Raw genomic sequence first — 16,669 nt, forward strand, 5'->3', positions numbered from 1 at the left:
AGGCCATGGGTTCCGCAGGTGCGTTTAAAGGTTTACATGCGCAAGTTATCATGGAGCCGACTGTTACCGCTAAAGCGCAGGATTAAATGGGAATTAAAAGCATATTAAATTCTGGATTTTCTGGATGAACGCTCATAACTTGGAAAATGTCCGTGAAAAAGGTTAAATAGATGAGAGTACTGGTTGTTGAAGATGAGCAGCAAGTGGCCGCCCTTATCAAGCAAGGCTTGGAAGAACAGTCGATAGAGGTTGATCTTGCTTATGATGGCACAATGGGGGAACGCCTTGCTTTGAGTAGGGATTACCAAGTTGTGTTGCTAGACATTGTGATTCCAGGAATTAATGGATTCGATCTTTGTAGGTTGTTGAAAAAGGAAAAGCCAATCGTTCCCATATTGATGTTGACGACGTTGGGCACTACGGCGGATAAAGTGTCTGGCTTTGATGCAGGTGCTGATGACTATTTACTTAAACCTTTCGAATTTGAAGAGCTTATTGCTCGTGTAAAGGCCCTTGCTCGTAGACCTTCTGTGGGTGATATCGTATACGGTGAGACGTTGCGTTTTGAAGACATGAGATTGGATCTGTCCAAAAAAATTGTCAGACGGCATGATAAGGCAATTAAATTGTCGGCAAAGGAATTTACGCTTCTAGAGTATTTTATGCACAATCCCGGCCGTGTTATTTCTCGTGCTGAACTAGCTGAGAAGATTTGGAATATTAAGTTTGAAACCAACACCAATGTGGTAGAGGTTTATATCAATATGCTTCGAAACAAGATCGACAAAGAATTTGAACCGAAACTCCTTCACACCCGAATTGGTCTTGGGTATGTTTTAAGCAAGGACTGAAATATGAATATCCGTGCGCGAATTACGATTATCTTCTTTTCGATTGTCTTAATTATTCTAACTGCATTTTCTTTTTCAATTTATTTCCTATCAGCTAGCTATAGAACCGAGGATTTTTATCGGCGACTGAAAAATCGCGCTATCAATACCGCGAAGATTTTGGTGGAAGTTGAAGAGGTGAACGCAGATCTGCTCAGGAGGATTGAACGCAACAACCCGGCCAGCCTTCCCGAACAGTATATAGCAATCTATGATGCTGGACACAACCTCATCTATAGCTCCGAGATAAAATCGCCCATACAGATTGATTCCACTTTGTTACAGCAATCGAGGAGTCGAAGCGAAGTTAAATTTGAACACGAAAGCCACGAGGTTGTTTGCTTTTCCTTTAAGCATGATTCTATTGATTACATCATTGTTGCAGTCGCGCTGGACGTATATGGAAGAAACGCCCTTCAAAATCTGCGCGTAACACTAATTACCATTTTTGCCATTAGCGCGGTCTTGGTATTGATACTCGGATGGATGTATGCTGGAAAAATTCTTAGCCCGTTGTCGCGCTTGGTTGATGAAGTTGGAAAAATAACGGAGAAAAATCTTGACCAGCGTCTTAACGAAGGAAAGGTACACGATGAGTTGGGAAAGCTGGCTTCAACATTTAACAAGATGCTTTCCCGGTTGCAAAGTGCATTTCTTGCTCAAAAAACATTTATCGCAAACGCTTCCCATGAAATCAAGACACCAATCACCGTCATGGCAGGCGAGATCGAAGTTACATTGCTTCACGATCGGGAAAAATCATACTATGAAAAAATTCTTCGATCAGTACTGCAAGGACTTCGCGGGCTAAACCGATTGTCCACACAACTACTCGTATTAGCTCAGACCAGTTCTGACGAACCTCAGCGCAATATCTCTAAAATCAGAATTGACGATGTGCTTTGGGAGGCCAAAGAAGAGGCACAGCGATTTCATCATGATTACAGCATTGATTTTCAGTTGGACATGGACCTGGACGAGAGTTCACTCACTGTGAATGGCGATCATCAACTGTTACGAGTAGCTTTTATGAATTTGATCGACAATGCCTGTAAATACTCGGACAATAAAACTGTGAATGTCAATTTGCAGCTTAGAAACAATAACAAAATTGAAATCTCTTTTGCCAATTCTGGGGCTGGTATTCCTGCCGATGTAGCAGATAGAATTTTTGATCCCTTTTTTCGAGCCAGTAGCGCGGATAAAAACATCAAGGGTTTTGGCATTGGATTATCACTAGCCCGACGGATCATACATCTCCATGATGGAAATATTCAAGTGTCCTCCGGACCACAGGAGCTGACGACGTTCACCATACTTCTCCCTACAGTTCATTCGATTTAATTTCGATTTAATGTCCATTTAATCGACTGATTCCTCATCACACACGGTAAATCCGTTAATTCGATAAGCATAACAAAAATCGCGATGGTGGACATGTCTTCGAAGTGTTGTTTGTTTATCGATAATGACATCAGGAATCGAAATGTATTTTCTGATGCAATGGAATATATTTCTCCGACAACATTCTGTTTCATGGCATCTACTGCCAGCGAAGCGTTATTTATGTTGCTCGAAGAGCGGCTTGTTCCATCTTACATTTTTGTTGAACTCAATATTCCTGGCATGAGCGGAAAGGAATTCCTTAAAGAGATTAAACAGCACGAGACATTAAAAGATATTGCTGTAATTATTCATTGTACTTCTCCTCGACCGAATGAAATACTCGAATTAAAGGAACTAGGTGCTCATGCAATTTATTTCCGACCATACCAGTTCAATGGCATTTGTAACATGTTGACGTTGTATTTTACAGATCAGATGGCGGGAATACTTCCAAACTAGAATTTGTTGGCTGTCTATGGTTGAAAGGCTCAGATTTCATTCTGAGCCCTTTCTTAAAAAAAATAGACCCACTCATACATGAATGGGTCAAATAGGAAATCCTGTAAGCTATAACCTATTTTATATTGTCAATTTTTTTCCGCGCCAAAAGTATACAATTGATAGTCCTAACGAGATTAAATTTATCTAAAATCCATATTAAAATTATGACCTAGGTAAATGGTGACTTCAATTTCGAGAGAAAAGTAGCGTAGCAATTCCGATCAACAAGAAGGTTATCATCAAAACAGCGTTCTCTTTCAGTCGGTTATTTAACTTTGATTTTAAGGGGACGGGAAATTTGATCATGGTGCTAATTTGCTTCGAAAATAGCATACAATCTGTGCAAAATGATTCACAATATTACCAGGAAAGATCGAGCTAAGTCCTTTCGCTCTCTTCAACGGTCATTCAACTTGGCAGTATCCATCCGTTTAAGAATGGATTTCATTTGCTCAATTTCTTGCTGCTGGGATGTTATGATCTGCTGCGAGAGTTTTTTAACCTCCGGATCTGCAATTTTTGCATTCTTGCTAGTTAATATCGCTGAGGAATGATGAGGAATCATTGCCTTCATATATTGTTCATCGCCGACAAGTGTTTGCGTCCTTAACAACACCAACGTCAGTACGAATAAGGCAAGGCTGGGAAGGGTGATAATAAAGTTCATCTTCCTGTTCTTATACATTCCTTTCATTATCAACATCATGACGATAGTCATTGGAGCGACCATAAGAATCGTCATGTATAGACGAGTCAGACTAAAATATGCATGATCGAAAGAGGTAACATTCAGGAACATTACCACGTACATGATCACTGCTGATATGGATGAGGTGACGGCAAGCTTCTTGTATTCCATCGGCTTTTTCGAGGAAGGCGAAATTGTCATGCCATCCATACGGTTCGGTTGTTCGCCATATGTTTTAATGGCGAGCAGAGCAATTGTATTCTGGGCAATAAATGCAGCAGCTCTTTTGATTTTGCTTATGAGCTAATTATGCACTCATTTCTCGTTAGCAATTAACCTAACTTCACGCGAGGTATGTAGTCGGGCTTTAAGCCAAGATTTAATTTTAGATTTATCTGCCTCTCTTAAGTCAATGCGTGAAGAAAGATTCACTACCATGATCTTAGTTGAATCAAACTTAATCACCGCCGAATCTTTTTTTGTAAAGTATTCAATCGAATGACTAAGCGCGAGCGAAGAGACTTCCGGATATAGATTTTGTAATTCACGAAGGATTTGCTTGCCCTCTAAAGGAATTGAGCGAATGCTGTCTTGTCGACTCTCGGATTTCTGCAAGAGTGCGTTTATCCTGTTTAACTCGCCCCGTAATGTATTGTCAACTTGTGATATCCCTCTGTTCACTTCGCTAAAAGAAAACCCTTGCTCAAAAACGAGTTGAGTAGAATCTAACCCTTGAAGGCTTGCGCGTTCAAGAATGGAGCTTTTGCCTTTATCACTGAGCGTATTTCCACCATAGACAAGTTTGATTTCTTGATTTTTCACATTGACTTTGTGACGCAAAAGATAACTTCCATCAACAGCTCCGATCGTGTTGATGAAGCGCGATGCCTTTTCACTGAATCTTTCTTTTTCAACGAGTAAATAGCCGAAGTATAAACTTGGAACGATTGTCACAACAATCACGGCCGTGATCCACCGATTAACTTTTCGTTTATGTGAATTTTCGACAAGTGTTCTGATTGGAAAGCTGAGAAACTGGGAAAATAAAACTGACGAGATTCCAATAAAGACCGTGTTGATTGTAAAAAGATAAAATGCTCCGAAGAAAAATGTGAATTGACCTGTAGCGAGTCCAAAGCCTGCAGTGCAAAGCGGAGGCATTAATGCCGTCGCAATGGCAACTCCCGGAATCACATTTCCTTTATGGCGACTACTAATCGCCAGGATTCCGGCTAGCCCTCCAAACAAGGCAATAAGCACGTCATAGATTGTCGGACTTGTCCGTGCAAGTAGCTCAGAATGCGCAGTTGATATAGGTGTAACGAGAAAATATAGTGTAGACGCAGCCAGACTTGCTCCTACTGCAAATAGGAAATTTTTCAAGGCGCGTCTGAAGAGCGTAAAATCATAAGTTGCTATTGAATACCCCATTCCATTGATGGGGCCCATCAGCGGAGAAATCAACATGGCCCCGATAATGACAGCGGTGGAATTTGTATTTAAGCCAACCGACGCAATGATAATTGCAAAGACAAGAATCCAGAGATTCGTGCCTTTGAAGATGATACCATCCCGGATAGTCTTATGAATTTCATCGACATTATCAAGATCGCTTTTTACATCCAGAAACCTCAGCAGCTTTTTCACCATGACGATTACATTTATTTAAAGATACATGAGGTTCTTGCATCGTTGTAAATCTCAAGGATCAAAGGCTTATTACATACGACTATCGGCCGGCCGCAAACTGACTTTTAAGATTACAAACCCAATTATTCCGGCAATAAGGGAAGATAGCATTACTACAATTTTCGACTGTTCTACAAACTTTCCGCTATTAAATGCGAGTAATGTTATAAAGATGGACATTGTAAATCCTATTCCGCCAAGAAAGCCTGCTCCGATAATTTGCTTGAAAGTCAATCCCGCAGGTAATTGTGTGGCTTTCAGTTTCACCGACAAATATGAGAACAATGAAATACCTATCGGCTTCCCAAAAACAAGTCCTACGAAAATTCCATACGCATTTACGTGAATAAGCGATTGATACCAGTGTGCATTGATCGCAATACTCGTGTTGGCCAGCGCAAAGATCGGAAGGATAAAAAACGCGACAGGTTTATGTAGCACATGCTGCAGGATATATGAGGGAGACTTCTCGTCACCGTTGCCGAATGGGATAGCGAACGCTAGCAGCACTCCGGTGATCGTAGCATGTATTCCAGAGTGCAACATGAAATACCACATGGCAACTCCCGCAAGGAGATATGGAATCAGATTATGAACACGAAGTCTGTTAAGGATCAGAAGGAAAATGAAAATCGCTATCGCTATTCCAAGGCTCATCCAACTAATTGTGCCGGAATAGAAAATTGCAATCACCAGAATGGCGCCCAGATCATCGATTACCGCGAGTGCAGTTAGAAAAATTTTTAATGACACAGGAACGCGGCTGCCGAGCAGTGATAGCACACCCAACGCAAACGCTATGTCTGTGGCCATTGGTATCCCGGCTCCAGCTTGCGTGTCAGTTCCGAAATTGAACATCAGATGAAAGCCCGCAGGTACCAGCATCCCACCAAGCGCAGCAATGATCGGAAGTAATGAGTTTTTAATGTCAGAGAGTTCGCCGATATAAATTTCTCGTTCCAATTCCAGCCCAATCAGCAAGAAGAAAATGGCCATCAGTCCATCGTTGATCCAATGCGTCACTGAATGACTTCCAACCTCGTAATTCCATATTGAAGCGTATTGAGGACCTAGTGCAGCGTTAGCCAGCACTAATGAAATAATCGTGCATATGATTAGGATGATCCCTCCAGACTTCTCGCTGTGAAAAAAATCGTTGAATAGCTTCGTGAGTTTCATTAGTGTCAATGGCGGTTTAGAAAACACAGTTTGACAAAGATAATTTTTATTAAACCACAACTGGTATGCAATCTGTGCTCAGAGGACAAGTCAGAATGGTGAAACGATTCAAGTAAACATGTCGCCCACTGTAAATATCCAGTACATTCTGGCCTATATAATGGCGGCTGATTACCGGCCTGTCGTAGAAAAGTGGTGAGTAAATTTTAACGTTTTTATACTCACCAGTTTGCTCACCGGTTCTAGCATTTTTATGATACTATAGGCGGCAATATCAGCTCATAAGGGTTGAAAACCCATAGGTTCATTTCCCTCCGAGTTTGTGTCCTTTTTGCGATAACGATTTGATATCCAGTAAATTGAATTGATCCTGGCGGAGAACTTGGGAATGGAAGGGATTCGAACCCTCAAAAACCATCAAAACATTCAAATTCAACCATTCTAAAAGCAAAAAACCTTCATTCGCAATTCAGAATGAAGGTTTTTATGTGATTTTGGATGATTTCTCGCAGAGGAGGAGGGAGTCTGAACTCTTAGCCTACTCGTTGGATATCAATTTTTTGTAACCGATAGTTATTCTCTTTCCCGAATTCCCACCTTTACAAATAGATTCGTTTAGTTCAATTCGTAATGTGGGAGTAAGTTACGAAAATCAATTCGTTAACTAAAGCGGAATGACATGATCGCTGCCCTTATAATCTGTACGAATCACTTTAAATCCAATTGAGCGCAAATCATTGATATTGCCGCTATGAGGATGCGGTGGTTTGTACGGGTTCTTCCCGACAGAGATGACCGCTTCTTGCAATCTGTTCTTCGAACTATGCTTGTATACAAAACTTCCTGCTTTACCTCCGTGATGCGGAACAATTAAATAATGATCACACTTAAAGTTTAACAATGGAAGAATGTGATCACTTACTTGCGAATAGTCATAGTCACCACTGAATATTACGGCCTTATCATTCTTTCTTATCGCTAAGCCCAATGCGCATTTATTTCTTGAGGGATTTTTGCAGCTATTAAATAAAATATAGTCGCGGCTTGCAGTTAAATACGAATATCCTAAGGCAGTGCTGTTTCGTAAGGTTGGTGGCGGTGGCAATGGCGCAAGTTCAATTAACGCGGTAGGATTCAATATCCGAAATCGACCTGCGGCTTTTCGCGCTGTTAGCGTTGGCGGATGAGCTCTGGTAATAAACCGAAAGAAGGATGTAATTGTTGCGTCCTCCAAACCAAGCAGAAAGTGATAATGGTCAACGTCCCAATGCGACAGAATGAGGGATGGTTTGCATCGTTGATATTCGATGTTTCTATTTCCAATAAGGCGAACAATCTCGCTTGCTTTCGTACTCCATAGTGTTCCGATATCGAAGATTAATTTAACATCTCCCTCCGCAGTAATTTCGTTCCAACTTCCTTGGCCGATGTTACGAACAATCACCTTTTCCGATGATAAGGGCAATTGTTGATCAGGCTCGGTCTCTGCATGGGTAAAGGGCCATTTCCAAAATTGTTCTCCAATATTGAACGTTTTTGATAGCCCAAACACCTCTCCATCCTCAAAATTAAGTTCAATTCGAAACCCAATCACTAGCGACTCCTCAACCGTTTGAAGTCGTGGAATTAGTCGCAAGACGGTTTCCCGGGTAACTCTATAGGTGACCCCTTCTCGTAAACTTCTACCTGGGTAGTTACGAATCTCAATCATTGTTGGCCGTTTCTCCCAGTTATAGTTGAGTTGCGCCATTTCATTGAATGTTCCGAATTCGTTGGAATCGAAGAAATCGATCAATACAACCCGACTTTGCTTGTCAAACTTTTCTACATAGAACAATAGGTCTTCCTGAGAATAATAATAAGGCATCAGCATAAATAACTCATTTGAAACTTGTTCCAGGCGGGCTCAACATAATGGTTGCAAGGAACTGAATATCTAAGTTATTGAAAGTCAAAACAATTGCAAGTTAATTGGGCGTCTCGCACCCAATTCAATTGAAAGATTGCTTAAAATTGCTATTTTGTTTATACTCCAAATCCCCTATGGCTATCAAGAAATCAGAACTATACTCCTCTCTTTGGGCAAGCTGTGATGAACTGCGGGGAGGAATGGACGCAAGCCAGTACAAGGACTATGTTTTGGTGATGCTGTTTATAAAATATATCAGCGATAAATACGCTGGTGTTCCATATGCTCCCATAGTCGTTCCCAAAGGAGCAAGTTTTAAGGACATGGTGGCGTTGAAGGGAAAACCTTCAATTGGTGAGGATATCAATAAAAAAATCATACAACCGATCGAGGATAAAAATCGGTCACTTGGTAAAATCGATGTTGATTTTGATAATCCTGATAAACTTGGAAGTGGTGATGAAAAAGTAAAACGACTTTCTAACCTAATCGCCATATTCGAGAACCCTGAATTAGATTTTGCTAAAAATCGCGCTGAGGGTGATGACATCTTAGGTGATGCGTATGAGTACTTGATGCGTCATTTCGCTACAGAAAGTGGTAAAAGCAAAGGTCAATTTTATACACCGGCAGAAGTGAGCCGTGTTATTGCGAAGATTATCGGCATCTCTAATATTTCCTCTCGCGCTACCGTGTACGATCCCACGTGCGGATCTGGATCGCTGCTTCTCCGAGTGGCTGCTGAAACAGAAAGACAGGTTGATATTTACGGGCAAGAAAAAGACGTATCGACTGCATCGTTGAGTCGTATGAACATGATTCTCCATAACTATCCAACAATGGATATTCGCTGTAATGGGAATAGCACTCTTTCAAATCCGCTTTTTATTGATGGAAAAGGACTGGCAACTCAATTCGACTTTGTCGTTGCAAATCCTCCATTCAGCACTAAATCTTGGAGCAGTGGTGTAGATCCTGTGAATGATCCTCATCGTCGGTTTCAGGATTATGGAATTCCACCAGAGAAGAATGGCGACTACGCTTTTCTGTTGCACATAATCAGATCAATGAAAAGCAAAGGAAAGGGGGCAGTGATTCTTCCACACGGTGTGTTGTTCAGAGGAAACGCAGAAGCAGAAATTCGAAAAAACATTATAAAGCAACGTTTAATCAAAGGCATCATTGGGTTGCCTGCTAACTTATTCTATGGAACTGGTATTCCTGCGTGTCTTATCGTCTTGGATAAAGAAGATACTGAAAGTAGAAAAGGTATTTTCATGATTGACGCAAGCAAAGGGTTTGTGAAAGACGGAAACAAGAACAGACTGCGAGAACAAGATATCCATAAAATAGTTGACGTGTTTAATAAACAATTGCCTTTACCGGGATACTCTCGCATGGTTCCATGGAAAGAAATCGGTAACGAGAAAAACGATTACAACCTAAACATCCCAAGATACATCGACAGTCAGGAACAAGAAGATATTCATGACATAGAAGCGCACTTGCTGGGCGGAATTCCGAATGCTGATATTGACGCGCTTGATGTTTATTGGAAGGTTTACCCATCGCTTAAAGGCATTTTATTCAGTACAACAAAGCGCAAAAACTATAGCCAACTAAATGTCGCGCCTGAAGATATAAAGGCAACTATCTTTTCCCATCCCGAATTCACTGCATACTCAAAAAAGGTCACTTCATTGTTCAATCGATGGAGAGCAAGAAGTGTAGAAAAACTAAAAAATATCAGGACTGGCGTTAAGCCAAAAAAATTGATTCATGAATTAAGTGAAGACCTACTCGATACATTTGATAATCTTACTCTGATTGATAAGTATGATGTATATCAACAATTGATGACATATTGGTTAGAAACGATGCAGGATGATGTATATGAGATCGCTATCGATGGATGGAAAGTTGGGGGACAAGTTTATCGAATAATCAAGGAGACAAAGGATAAGAACGGAAAAATTAAAAGTAAAGAGATTGAAGGCATTAGCGGAATGGAAAGTAAGCTTGTAAGGCCAGAGCTATTGATTGCAAAATTTTTTCAAAGGGAATACTCAACAATCGAAGATCTACGGGGTAAACGCGATCTGCTGAACGCCAAATTGAAAGAAATGGAGGATGAGAATAACGTGGAAGGTGGGTTGGTTCTTGATATAGAAAAGTTTACAAAAATTAACATACAAAGACGAATTAAAGAGATAAAAGGCTCTCAAGAACATCAAGAGGAACAGCAGATACTAGAAAGCTCTATGGAAATTATCGATGAAAAAGTATCTCTGGAAAAGGCCATCAAAGAAAAGCTACAGGACCTAGAAAACCAATTGTGGGGTAAATATGCAAAGCTAAACGTTGATGACATCAAGGTTTTGGTGATAGAAGATAAATGGATGGCAAGTATATACTTAGCAATACAAGGAGAAATGCAAAGGATTAGCGAAAGACTATCTGTACGGATTAAAGAACTATCTCTACGTTATGAGAGGCCGATGCCTGAGTTACTCCATGAGGTTATCGAATTTGAGAGTAAAGTTTATAGTCACCTTAATGAAATTGGCTTCAGATGGAATTAATAGCGAATGAAGTTGATAACGCCACCAACACGCATGTTCTTCCACCTGGTTGGCAAGTTGTGTCTATTGGTGAACTATTTGAGTTTAAGAATGGACTGAACAAAGAAAGAAAATATTTTGGTTATGGCACGCCAATCATCAACTACATGGATGTTTACAAGAACCGTGGATTGTTGGCAAAAGATATTAAGGGCAAAGTTTTTTTAACAAAGAAAGAGATCGATGCTTATGATGTAAAAAAAGGAGATGTGCTTTTTACAAGAACATCTGAGGTGGTTGAAGAAATAGGGCTTTCATGTGTCGTTTTAGATAATCTAACAGATACCGTCTTTAGTGGTTTTGTACTTAGAGCAAGGCCGAAGAATCAGATTTTAATTGACGAGTTCAAACAATATTGCTTTTCAACACGTCTTGTCAGAAGAGATATAATTTCAAAAGCCACATACACAACAAGGGCGCTGACAAACGGACGATTACTCGGTCAGGTAAAAATTGCTTTTCCGCAAAGCAAAAAAGAACAGATGGCCATCGCAACCGCGCTTTCTGATGGTTGGCAGATTATAAGTTCACTAGAGCAACTTATAGTTAAAAAGAAAAATATTCGACTTGGTACTATTCAAGCGCTTTTAACGGGTAAAATCAGACCCGAGAAGTTTCAAGGGGAGCGTGGCGTTAAAAAAACTGAATTAGCATTGATACCAAGCGATTGGATTTCATGTAATTTTTGCGACGTGATGTCGGGATTTTCGAGCGGACAAACTCCCTACCGCGAGGTCAAAAGGTTTTACCAAGGAAATATACCTTGGATCACAAGTGGTGAATTAAATTATAACGTCATTATGGATACCGCAGAGAAAATCTCCGAGGAGGCTATGATTAAAACAAATTTGCGAATTTTGCCCAAAGGGACTTTTCTATTTGCAATTACTGGTCTGGAAGCGCAGGGCACAAGAGGAAGTTGTGCTATTACGGGAATCGAAGCCACCACAAATCAGTCATGTATGGCCTTATTTCCTGACCAGACGAAACTACTGACTGAATATTTATTTTATTTCTACTTACTATACGGTGACGTCCTGGCGTTTAAATATTGTCAAGGTACCAAACAACAAAGTTATACAGCCAGTATTGCCAAAAAACTACCGATTTATTTTCCGTCTGACATCGAGGAGCAGCGCTATATCGTAAATGTTTTGAGGAGTATGGATAGTGAGCTACTCTCCCTTGAGCATAAGCTGAAAAAGCAACGTGAGTTAGTGCAGGGGCTAATGCAAAATTTGCTATCTGCTAAGATCCGTCTAGTGTAAGACCAACTGTTGCATGAACAGGGCCAACTATATAATTTTCCATCCAGACAACGCAAGAGATCCGGTTCGCGTAAGTGCAACGAGCCTGGTAGGTGGTAAAATCAAACGTAATTGGCTTGGAACTATTTGGGTTGACGCGGTTGGCAATGGTAACGAGGATCCGTATGTATTTCGAAATGGTTGGATATATTCTTACTGCCATGCATCCCAATTGCGCAGGCAGCCTTCGGAGAACTATCTCCAAGTTGGATCGTGGTTGATCTTTTGTTCGGGTGACAAGGCTAACGATGGCGTACTATGTGTCGATACCGTTTTCGAAATCGGCCAGATTCATCAATGGGCGCAAATGCCACATTTGTCCCTTCCTGTGTCTTTTAAAAGTGTTAAGAAGGATGAGCCAGATGCATGGAAACGCCACTTTAAATTCCCGTTTGACGGTTATCACGATTCGGTTACTCACAGCTATGAAGCACGTTTGGGCAGATTGAACTCATTCTTGCCACTAGTGAATGAACAAAGAGTATGTATTGACTTTGATGAATTGCCTAAAGTTATTCGCGACAAAGTGTCTTCCAAGGTTAAGGGGAAGTATCCGGTTAACCTAACCGAAAAAGAGATGTCCGTCACGCTCGAGATTATCCGCAAGAGATCGCACACTTTCGTTTTGAGTGATATAAAACTTCTTTCCTCCCCTACTGTTACACGCAAATCTGGCTGTTGAAAAAATGGATGAGGATATAAATATGATATAGATTAAAAGAAAACCCTAACGACATGGATGAAGTCGGCCAACGTGAACATAAAACCCAATATCGGATCCGAAAGCTTTTCGAGGATGTCCTGGGATATGAATACCTCGGTAATTGGGAAGAACGGCCGAATAATAGCAACATTGAAGAATCATTATTACAGACCTACCTTCGAAAAAGAAAGTATAAGCCAGCGCTGATTAGCAAGGCGATTTCTGAGTTGAAAAAGGTATCGGTTAATTATCAGCTTGACTTGTATACAAACAATCGGAATGTTTACAGCAAGCTTCGGTATGGTATTGAAGTGAAAGAAGACGCAGGTGACAGAAACGAACGAATTCACTTCATCGACTGGGAACACCCAGATAAAAATGACTTCTATCTTGCGGAGGAAGTGACGGTACAAGGTGAAAGAGACAAGCGCCCAGATATAGTATTGTATGTCAATGGTATTGCACTTGCTGTTCTAGAACTTAAGCGGAGCGTTAAGTCCGTTGCTGATGGCATACGACAAAGTATCGTAAATCAACAGAAGGAATTTATAGAGCCCTTCTTCAATACAATTCAGTTTGTGTTTGCTGGTAATGATACCGAAGGGTTGCGCTACGGCACGATTGAGACGAAAGAAAAATATTTTCTTCCATGGAAAGAAGACGAGCTTGAAAATAAACAACTAAAGCTTGACAAGTACCTGGTAAAGATTTGTGATAAAAAGCGGTTGCTTGAAGTTATTTATGATTTTGTCGTATTCGATGGTGGGGTTAAGAAACTACCGCGTCCTCACCAGTACTTCGGAATTAAAGAAGCTCAACGATTCATTAGGAGAAAAGAAGGAGGGATTATTTGGCATACCCAGGGAAGTGGAAAAAGTATTGTCATGGTATTACTTGCAAAGTGGATCTTGGAGAACAATCCAAATGCACGCGTGGCAATAGTTACAGACCGAGAAGAGCTTGACAAACAAATTAAACGTGTATTTCAAGACGTTGGCGAGGAAATTCATCGTACAAGAAGTGGAAAAGATCTATTGAAACAGCTTGGTCAGGCGAAGCCACGCTTATTGTGCTCGCTAGTTCATAAATTCGGACGGAAAGACGTTGAGGACTTCGATGAATTCATCAAGGATTTGGAAGCCAATCCAATCAAAACAGTCGGTGAAATTTTCGTTTTCGTGGATGAATGTCACCGCACGCAAAGTGGTAAGCTTCACAAAACCATGAAGAAAATCCTTACTGATGCAATCTTTATTGGGTTTACTGGAACACCACTTTTACAAAAAGACAGACAGACTACTCTTGAGGTGTTTGGCAAGTACATTCATACATACAAATTCAACGAGGCGGTAACAGACGGAGTTGTTCTTGATCTTGTCTATGAGGCCCGCGATATTGATCAACGTATCTCGTCACCAGAACGAATTGATGCTTGGTTTGAATCCAAAACCCGAGGTTTAAACGACTTCCAAAAGTCATCTATTAAGCAAAAGTGGGGAACGATGCAGAGAGTTCTTAGTTCTAGAAATAGAATGGACCGAATAGTGACTGACATTGTTCTCGACTTCAACACGAAGCCACGCTTAAACAGTGAAACCGGCAATGCGATATTGGTAGCCGGTAGTATTTATGAAGCTTGCAAATATTTTGAATTGTTTCAGCAAACCGAATTTCGAAATAAGTGTGCCGTAATTACTTCCTACAATCAGTCAATAAAAAATATCGTGATGGAAGACACAGGCGAAACGACTGAGACTGATAAAGAGTTGATCGAACGCGTCTACGAAGGAATCCTTACCGGATATAGCAGTGACAATGAGAAATACGTGGACAAGGCTAAGGAAGCGTTTATAAAGACGCCCGCGAAGATGAAATTGCTTATCGTAGTCGACAAACTTTTGACAGGCTTTGACGCTCCATCGTGTACCTACCTGTATATCGATAAAAACATGCAGGACCACGGATTATTCCAGGCAATTTGCCGAGTCAATCGCCTTGACGGTGATAGCAAGCAATTCGGATATATAGTCGACTATAAAAATCTTTTCGATAGCGTAAAGGGCGCAATCAGCGTGTACACGTCTGAGTTGGAGTATGACACCTTTGAAAAGTCTGATTGCGATGTGCTAATGCAGAGCCGTCTCGAAAAAGGCCGCGAAAAATTAGATGCTGCTTTAGAAGAAATAGCACTTATATGCGAACCGGTTTTGCCGCCAAAGGGAATTCTTGAACATATCCACTATTTCTGCGGTAACACAGAAATTCCTGAGGAATTAAAAGCAACCGAAATAAGACGTACAGCATTATACAAATCTACTGTTAGCCTGATTAGAGCTTACGCGAACATCGTTGCTGATATGCCTGATGCTGGATACACTCCGGAAGCAATTGACTTTGTTAAAGGGCGGGTTGATCATTACCTGAAACTCCGCGAAGAAATCAGGCGCGCAAGCGGTGAAGTTCTAGATTTAAAGGCGTATGAGGCCGACATGCGACATTTGATTGACAATTATATACAAGCCGATGACCCGCGAATTGTCTCGCCATTTGGCGAAATTCCGTTGCTCGATCTCATCTCAAAGTTTGGTGTCGATGGCGCGATCGATAGACTGCCTGACGACATCAAAAGAAATAAAGAGGCTGTAGCTGAGACGATAGAAAATAACGTTCGGCAGAAAATTATCAGGGATCATCTCATTGACCCTGCTTTTTTCAATGAGATGAGTAAGCTTTTAAAAGAGATAATTGCGCAGCGAAAGGCGGATGCCATCTCATACGAAGAGTATTTAAGAAAGATTGCTGAACTGTTAGGGAAAGCTAGTCGAGGTACATCTGAAGGCACACCTGAAAAAATCAAGACACCCGGGCAGAAGGCTCTCTACAACAATCTCGGAAAAGATGCTGACCTTGCGTTAAGGGTTCACGAGAAAATCATGGAACTAAAGCCTGATAATTGGAAAGGACACGATCCAAAAGAGCTAGTCATCAAAGGCGGCTTGTTTGCAATACTCCAAGATGAATCAGAAGTTGAGCGGATTTTTGATATTGTTAAAAAGCAATCGGAATACTGAAGATGGAATATGTGCAGCTAGGAGATATAACGATCGAGGTGGAACTTAAGGACATTAAAAACATTCATTTGAGTGTTTACCCTCCGAATGGTAAAGTGCGAATTGCTGCACCGGAGAGAATGAGTCTAGATACGATTAGAATATATGCGATCTCAAAATTATCGTGGATAAAAAAACAGCAAACAAAACTACGAGGGGCTGAAAGAGAAACGAGACGAGATTATGTAACAAAAGAAAACCAGTATCTGCTAGGAAAAAGGTATCTATTGACGGTCATCGAAGAGAATTCGAAACCTCGTGTTTACCTTAAGCATAATAGGGTTGTGCTTCAAGTGAGACCAAAAACAACCCGTGCTAAGCGGAAGGAGTTGATCGAGACTTGGTATCGTGAACAATTGAAAGGTTTAATACCGAAACTGATCAGCCAATATGAAAAAATAATGAATATAATTGTTGTTGAATTTGCTATTCGGAAGATGAAAACAAAGTGGGGTACATGCAATCGAGGGGCTGGTCGAATTTGGTTTAACCTAGAGTTAGCAAAGAAACCAATTGAGTGTATCGAGTACATTGTTGTGCATGAAATGGTTCATTTTCTCGAGCGTGCTCACAATGCAAGATTCATTGCGTATATGGATAAATATCTACCTGATTGGAAATCGAGAAAGCAATTGTTAAATCGGCTACCAGTGAGCCACGTTGATTGGGATTACTAATAGTAACAT

The 16,669-nt window shown here is 40.8% G+C and carries 12 protein-coding genes; 8 read left to right on the forward strand and 4 right to left on the reverse strand.

Features of this window, described 5'->3' with window-relative positions; translation table 11 throughout:
• Positions 1–170 precede the first annotated feature (170 nt).
• The 3 genes from DQQ10_RS07755 (at position 171) to DQQ10_RS07765 (ending at position 2,735) form a co-directional block, all read left to right on the forward strand.
• Positions 171–851, forward strand: coding sequence for a response regulator transcription factor (locus DQQ10_RS07755; RefSeq protein WP_112746287.1), 681 nt, complete (start codon positions 171–173; stop codon positions 849–851).
• 3 nt (positions 852–854) lie between these two features.
• On the forward strand, positions 855–2,234 hold the full coding sequence (locus DQQ10_RS07760; protein ID WP_112746288.1) for a sensor histidine kinase: 1,380 nt from the start codon (positions 855–857) through the stop codon (positions 2,232–2,234).
• A gap of 93 nt (positions 2,235–2,327) precedes the next feature.
• Entirely contained in the window at positions 2,328–2,735 is a 408-nt protein-coding gene (locus DQQ10_RS07765; protein ID WP_165823848.1) for a response regulator, read from the forward strand.
• Positions 2,736–3,174: 439 nt separating this feature from the next.
• On the opposite strand, the gene DQQ10_RS07770 is transcribed toward DQQ10_RS07765, so the two are convergent.
• The 4 genes from DQQ10_RS07770 to DQQ10_RS07785 all read right to left on the reverse strand — a co-directional run bounded on the left by DQQ10_RS07770 (position 3,175) and on the right by DQQ10_RS07785 (position 8,206).
• Positions 3,175–3,675, reverse strand: a complete 501-nt coding sequence (locus tag DQQ10_RS07770) for a DUF305 domain-containing protein (protein ID WP_317047924.1) — start codon at positions 3,673–3,675, stop codon at positions 3,175–3,177.
• Positions 3,676–3,780: 105 nt separating this feature from the next.
• A complete protein-coding gene (locus DQQ10_RS07775) occupies positions 3,781–5,115 on the reverse strand; it encodes a TIGR00341 family protein (protein ID WP_112746291.1) in 1,335 nt (444 codons plus the stop codon).
• A gap of 69 nt (positions 5,116–5,184) precedes the next feature.
• Complete coding sequence (nhaA, locus tag DQQ10_RS07780) at positions 5,185–6,333, reverse strand: Na+/H+ antiporter NhaA (protein WP_112746292.1); 1,149 nt, start codon at positions 6,331–6,333, stop codon at positions 5,185–5,187.
• Positions 6,334–6,997: 664 nt separating this feature from the next.
• Positions 6,998–8,206, reverse strand: a complete 1,209-nt coding sequence (locus DQQ10_RS07785) for a ComEC/Rec2 family competence protein (RefSeq protein WP_112746293.1) — start codon at positions 8,204–8,206, stop codon at positions 6,998–7,000.
• A gap of 170 nt (positions 8,207–8,376) precedes the next feature.
• Between DQQ10_RS07785 and DQQ10_RS07790 the strand changes: the two genes are divergently transcribed.
• From DQQ10_RS07790 to DQQ10_RS07810, 5 genes are read left to right on the forward strand one after another with little or no spacing between them, the layout of a single operon-like run.
• Positions 8,377–10,824: a type I restriction-modification system subunit M gene (locus DQQ10_RS07790; protein WP_112746294.1), complete on the forward strand. Its 2,448-nt coding sequence runs from the start codon at positions 8,377–8,379 to the stop codon at positions 10,822–10,824.
• A complete protein-coding gene (locus tag DQQ10_RS07795) occupies positions 10,815–12,131 on the forward strand; it encodes a restriction endonuclease subunit S (RefSeq protein ID WP_112746295.1) in 1,317 nt (438 codons plus the stop codon). Before DQQ10_RS07790 ends, DQQ10_RS07795 begins: the two co-directional genes overlap by 10 nt.
• A 13-nt stretch (positions 12,132–12,144) precedes the next feature.
• Positions 12,145–12,852, forward strand: coding sequence for a hypothetical protein (locus DQQ10_RS07800; RefSeq protein WP_112746296.1), 708 nt, complete (start codon positions 12,145–12,147; stop codon positions 12,850–12,852).
• 53 nt (positions 12,853–12,905) lie between these two features.
• Positions 12,906–15,944 (forward strand): type I restriction endonuclease subunit R, encoded by a 3,039-nt coding sequence (locus DQQ10_RS07805; RefSeq protein ID WP_112746297.1) that lies wholly within the window; start codon positions 12,906–12,908, stop codon positions 15,942–15,944.
• 2 nt (positions 15,945–15,946) lie between these two features.
• Positions 15,947–16,660, forward strand: coding sequence for a M48 family metallopeptidase (locus DQQ10_RS07810; RefSeq protein ID WP_112746298.1), 714 nt, complete (start codon positions 15,947–15,949; stop codon positions 16,658–16,660).
• Positions 16,661–16,669 lie beyond the last annotated feature (9 nt).

The sequence above is a fragment of the Pseudochryseolinea flava genome (assembly GCF_003286915.1).
GTDB classification, from domain to species: domain Bacteria; phylum Bacteroidota; class Bacteroidia; order Cytophagales; family Cyclobacteriaceae; genus Ohtaekwangia; species Ohtaekwangia flava.

Bases quoted from the DNA above. Each gene is read 5' to 3' on its own strand.
- DQQ10_RS07795 (WP_112746295.1), top strand. From the start codon at position 10,815: ATGGAATTAATAGCGAATGAAGTTGATAACGCCACCAACACGCATGTT.
- DQQ10_RS07765 (WP_165823848.1), top strand. From the start codon at position 2,328: ATGTCTTCGAAGTGTTGTTTGTTTATCGATAATGACATCAGGAATCGA.
- DQQ10_RS07760 (WP_112746288.1), top strand. From the start codon at position 855: ATGAATATCCGTGCGCGAATTACGATTATCTTCTTTTCGATTGTCTTA.
- DQQ10_RS07790 (WP_112746294.1), top strand. From the start codon at position 8,377: ATGGCTATCAAGAAATCAGAACTATACTCCTCTCTTTGGGCAAGCTGT.
- DQQ10_RS07755 (WP_112746287.1), top strand. From the start codon at position 171: ATGAGAGTACTGGTTGTTGAAGATGAGCAGCAAGTGGCCGCCCTTATC.
- DQQ10_RS07775 (WP_112746291.1), bottom strand. From the start codon at position 5,115: ATGGTGAAAAAGCTGCTGAGGTTTCTGGATGTAAAAAGCGATCTTGAT.
- DQQ10_RS07770 (WP_317047924.1), bottom strand. From the start codon at position 3,675: ATGGATGGCATGACAATTTCGCCTTCCTCGAAAAAGCCGATGGAATAC.
- nhaA (WP_112746292.1), bottom strand. From the start codon at position 6,333: ATGAAACTCACGAAGCTATTCAACGATTTTTTTCACAGCGAGAAGTCT.
- DQQ10_RS07805 (WP_112746297.1), top strand. From the start codon at position 12,906: ATGGATGAAGTCGGCCAACGTGAACATAAAACCCAATATCGGATCCGA.
- DQQ10_RS07810 (WP_112746298.1), top strand. From the start codon at position 15,947: ATGGAATATGTGCAGCTAGGAGATATAACGATCGAGGTGGAACTTAAG.
- DQQ10_RS07785 (WP_112746293.1), bottom strand. From the start codon at position 8,206: ATGCTGATGCCTTATTATTATTCTCAGGAAGACCTATTGTTCTATGTA.
- DQQ10_RS07800 (WP_112746296.1), top strand. From the start codon at position 12,145: ATGAACAGGGCCAACTATATAATTTTCCATCCAGACAACGCAAGAGAT.